We start from the raw sequence: 3,886 nt of genomic DNA, 5'->3' as shown, positions 1-3,886 counted from the left end.
GGTCGGGGGAATCGGCGGCGAACGCCGGGCCGCGGGCGCCGGGTTGGGGCAGGATGCGGTCGCATGGACGCCGTACGGGTCGCGCTGCTGCGGGAAGTGCTCGCCGGGACGGAGTGGCTCGGGGCCACCCGCCGGTTCGCCGGGGTGCTGCGCGGGTCGGTGGTGGCGCACGGGGGCGGGCTGCTGCTGGTGGGCACCACGGCGTACGAGCCGTGGCATCTGGCCGCCCATCTGGTGGACGAGGCCGCCTGGTCCGGTACGCCGGAGCTGGCCCCCACGCTGGTACGGCACGGCGCCCGCCCCTCGGACCCGGCGCATCTGGCGGTGGGCCTCGGCCGGATCGAGGCGGCCCGGCGGGGCGAGACCCTGCTGGTGGTGTCGCCTCAGGGGGATGTGCCCGTGCTGGAGCGGGTGTCGGACGCGCGGCGGGCCGGGGTGACCGTGCTCGCCCTCGGTCCGGGTGAGGGGGAGCTGGCGGGCCTGGCCCACGAGGTCCTGGCGGTGCCGGACGGCTCGGAGCTGGACCTGGACACGGTGCAGCACCTGGTGAGCGCGGCGGCGGGCGAGCAGGCGGTGCCCTCCCCGAGGGGCCGCCGCCGGCTGCGCGACAGGTTGTCGAGGCTGGCGGAATCCCTGACGGCACCGCCGCCGGCCCCGTGGTGACAGCCGTGGGGCTGTCGGATCAGTCGTCGCCTCAGTCGTCGTCCTCGGTGGCGGACGCGGGGGCGTCGTGCCACTTGGGGTCGTTCTCCCATTCGAGGTTGCGGTCGCGGGCCGTCTGCATGGCGTGCTCGGCCTCCGCCCGGGTGGTGTAGGGGCCGAATCGGTCCTTGGCCGGGCACTCGGGCCCTTCCTCGACCTTCTTGTGCTCCAGGCAGTAGTACCACTCGCCCGGCTTGCCGACCGTGCGCTTCTTGAACAGGGCCATGACCAGCTCCTCTCGCCACCGTCATGTTCCCCCATGGCCGCTGGTTAGACTCGCTGGCATGTCTGGCCAGTCGCTGCTCGCGCCCGGGGAGCTGTCCCCCCTCCGTTCCGTGCCCGGAAACATCCGCCGTCCCGAGTACGTCGGCAAGCCCGCGCCGACCCCGTACACCGGGCCGGAGGTGCAGACGCCCGCGACCGTCGAGGCGATGCGCACCGCCGGGCGGATCGCCGCGCGGGCCATGGCGGAGGCGGCGAAGCTGATCGCGCCGGGCGTCACCACCGACGAGCTGGACAGGGTGGCGCACGAGTACATGTGTGACCACGGCGCCTATCCGTCGACGCTGGGCTACCGCGGTTTCCCCAAGTCCCTGTGCACGTCCGTCAACGAGGTGATCTGCCACGGCATCCCGGACTCGACGGTGCTGCGGGACGGCGACATCGTCAACCTGGACGTGACGGCGTACATCGGCGGGGTGCACGGCGACAACAACGCGACGTACCTGGTGGGGGAGGTCGACGAGGAGAGCCGGCTGCTGGTGGAGCGGACCAGGGAGTCGCTGGAACGGGCGATCAAGGCGGTCCGGCCGGGCCGGCAGATCAACATCATCGGCCGGGTCATCGAGTCGTACGCCAAGCGGTTCGGGTACGGGGTGGTGCGGGACTTCACGGGGCACGGCATCAACTCGTCGTTCCACTCGGGGCTGATCATCCCGCACTACGACAGCCCGCACGCGACGACGGTGATCCAGCCCGGCATGACGTTCACGATCGAGCCGATGCTGACGCTGGGGACGCACGAGTACGACATGTGGGACGACGGCTGGACGGTCGTGACGAAGGACCGCAGGCGGACGGCCCAGTTCGAGCACACGCTGGTGGTGACGGAGACGGGCACGGAGATCCTCACGCTGCCCTGAGCCGGCCACCGCTCCCCCGCCCGGCCCGCTCTCCGTTTCCCGGAGGGCGGGCTTTTCGGTGTCCGGGTAGGTTTTTACCGACTTGCTGTCGGAAAGGTTCCCGACAGCAAGTCGGCAAGACATTGACTTAGGTAACCCTAACCAGAGAAACTCGGGTCATGGACTCCTTCTCGACAGTCATCCGCACCGCGTCCCACGAGCAGCACGTGGAGGCGGAGACCTCCACCTTCATGAGCGACCTGCTCGGCGGCCGGCTCGGCGTCGACGCGTACGCGCGCTACACCGAGCAGCTGTGGTTCGTGTACGAGGCGCTGGAGGCCGAGGCAGGGCGGCTGGCGTCGGATCCGGTGGCGGGACCGTTCATACGCCCGCAGCTGTTCCGTCGGCACGCCCTGGAGCGGGACCTGGCGCATCTGCGGGGTGCCGGATGGCGGGCGGGACTGTCCGCGCTGCCGGCGACGCGGGCGTACGCGGAGCGGGTGCGCGAGTGCGCTCGGTCCTGGCCGGGCGGGTACATCGCCCACCACTACACGCGTTACCTCGGCGATCTCTCCGGCGGGCAGATCATCCGCGACCGGGCCGAGAAGGCGTGGGGCTTCGAGAAGAAGGGCGACGGCGTCCGCTTCTACGTCTTCGAGGAGGTCGGCAACCCGGCCGCCTTCAAGCGGGAGTACCGGGAACTGCTGGACGCGGTGCGCGCGGACGACCTGGAGAAGCAGCGGATCGTGGCGGAGTGCAAGAAGGCGTTCGCCCTGAACACGGGCGTGTTCCGGGCGCTGGGCGAGGAGTTCCCGCTCTCGGCGTGAACCACCGCCCCGTGCGGTGCGGCCGGACGGGCCGGGCCCCCTCGCCTGCCGGCGCGGGGGCCCGGAGCCATGTCAGTCGCTGAGGCCGTAGTCGACGTCGGTGCCGCAGTGGGCGCCGCCCCAGAAGAGGTCGCTGGAGGACGTGTCGATCCCGCCGAAGTACGGGCTGCAGACGACGTTGTCGTCGCCGCCCTCGTAGTGGCGGTCGGCCGCGCCGGCGCTGGTGGCGCCCGCGGCGGCGAGGGCGGCGCCCAGGACGACGGCGGCCAGGGCAGAACGGATGCGCATGGTGCTCCTCTCAACGTGACTGAGTGATCACGCCCAGAGGTCCCCGTTCGCCGCCCGCCGCACACGCGGCTCCACCCGTACGGGGGTGCGCCCGGCCACCGGCGGGGCGCCGGGTCAGCGCTCCAGCAGGACCCGGCCGCCGATCTCGACCCAGCCGTACGGCTGGGGGGCGGTGAGGATCTGGGAGCCCGCGCCCTGGGTGACGTTCAGGGCCCGGCCGAGCAGGTCGGTGAGGAGCAGGGCCGCCGCGCCGGTCGCCTCGTCCTCGTCGATGCCGTCGTCGCGGCCGGGGAAGCCCCGCGCCCGGACGCGTCCGGCGGGCTCGTCCTCCCAGGCCCAGGCGTAGATCCACTCGCCCCGCGGCGGCACGGGCAGGTCGTCGACCTCGGCGGCGGAGGCGTACTGACGGAGCGTGCGCGGCGGGACCCATTCGGTCCGGGCCTCGATCCAGCTGAACTCGCCGTCCAGGCGGGCGCCCACCACCCCGGCGGGGGTGACGAGTTCGGGCACGTCGAGCAGCCAGGCCGCGCCCACGCAGGGATGTCCGGCGAACGGCAGCCGCAGGGTGGGCGTGTAGATGTCGATGACCCCGCGCTCGGGGTCGTCCACGAACACCGTCTCGCTGAAACCGAGCTTCGCCGCGAGGGCCTGCCGGTCGTCGCGGTCGGGCAGCACCGATCCCTCGCGGACGACGCCGAGTTCATTGCCGTATCCGCCGTTCGGTGCGCAGAACACGCGGACCACGTCGTAATCAGTCACCGGGGAATTGAAGCACTGCCAGGGACGGCGCCGTCCGCCCTGACCAGGTAGCGAGCATAGGTAAGGCTAACCTAAGCTTCCGGCATGACCGTCCTGGACAAGCCCGCCGAGCCCGCCGCGGAGGCCGCGGTCGCCGTCGGCCCCCTGAAGAAGCGCGGCACCGCCTGGCTGCTCGCGGCCGGGCTGGTC

At 72.2% G+C, this 3,886-nt stretch carries 6 protein-coding genes; 3 read left to right on the top strand and 3 right to left on the bottom strand.

The window, feature by feature from the left end:
* The first annotated feature begins 63 nt into the window (after nt 1-63).
* A complete protein-coding gene (locus BZL64_RS00355) occupies nt 64-663 on the top strand; it encodes a hypothetical protein (protein WP_086764563.1) in 600 nt (199 codons plus the stop codon).
* A 31-nt stretch (nt 664-694) separates the two neighbouring features.
* On the opposite strand, the gene BZL64_RS00350 is transcribed toward BZL64_RS00355, so the two are convergent.
* Nucleotides 695-928 (bottom strand): hypothetical protein, encoded by a 234-nt coding sequence (locus BZL64_RS00350; protein WP_086764558.1) that lies wholly within the window; start codon nt 926-928, stop codon nt 695-697.
* 58 nt (nt 929-986) lie between these two features.
* On the opposite strand from BZL64_RS00350, the gene map reads away from it, so the two are divergent.
* Together map and BZL64_RS00340 are read left to right on the top strand one after the other, a co-directional pair.
* The gene (gene map, locus BZL64_RS00345; RefSeq protein WP_086764555.1) at nt 987-1,844 is read left to right on the top strand and encodes a type I methionyl aminopeptidase; all 858 of its coding nucleotides are present in this window, start codon (nt 987-989) and stop codon (nt 1,842-1,844) included.
* Nucleotides 1,845-2,002: 158 nt separating this feature from the next.
* Nucleotides 2,003-2,650: a biliverdin-producing heme oxygenase gene (locus BZL64_RS00340; RefSeq protein ID WP_086764552.1), complete on the top strand. Its 648-nt coding sequence runs from the start codon at nt 2,003-2,005 to the stop codon at nt 2,648-2,650.
* A gap of 72 nt (nt 2,651-2,722) precedes the next feature.
* Here BZL64_RS00340 and BZL64_RS00335 read toward each other — a convergent pair whose 3' ends face one another.
* Nucleotides 2,723-2,938 carry a hypothetical protein gene (locus BZL64_RS00335; protein WP_086764549.1) on the bottom strand — a complete coding sequence of 72 codons (216 nt, stop codon included), beginning with the start codon at nt 2,936-2,938 and terminating at the stop codon, nt 2,723-2,725.
* Nucleotides 2,939-3,052: 114 nt separating this feature from the next.
* Complete coding sequence (locus BZL64_RS00330; RefSeq protein WP_086764546.1) at nt 3,053-3,697, bottom strand: PhzF family phenazine biosynthesis protein; 645 nt, start codon at nt 3,695-3,697, stop codon at nt 3,053-3,055.
* Between the last annotated feature and the right edge of the window lie 189 nt (nt 3,698-3,886).

Source organism: Streptomyces bobili, assembly GCF_002154575.1.
Taxonomy (GTDB): Bacteria; Actinomycetota; Actinomycetes; order Streptomycetales; family Streptomycetaceae; genus Streptomyces; species Streptomyces bobili.
Note: the sequence above shows the minus strand (reverse complement) of the source record. Positions and strands in the feature narration are given on the sequence as shown.

Coding starts and splice junctions, on each gene's coding strand:
- map (WP_086764555.1), top strand. CDS start 987: ATGTCTGGCCAGTCGCTGCTCGCGCCCGGGGAGCTGTCCCCCCTCCGT.
- BZL64_RS00350 (WP_086764558.1), bottom strand. CDS start 928: ATGGCCCTGTTCAAGAAGCGCACGGTCGGCAAGCCGGGCGAGTGGTAC.
- BZL64_RS00355 (WP_086764563.1), top strand. CDS start 64: ATGGACGCCGTACGGGTCGCGCTGCTGCGGGAAGTGCTCGCCGGGACG.
- BZL64_RS00335 (WP_086764549.1), bottom strand. CDS start 2,938: ATGCGCATCCGTTCTGCCCTGGCCGCCGTCGTCCTGGGCGCCGCCCTC.
- BZL64_RS00340 (WP_086764552.1), top strand. CDS start 2,003: ATGGACTCCTTCTCGACAGTCATCCGCACCGCGTCCCACGAGCAGCAC.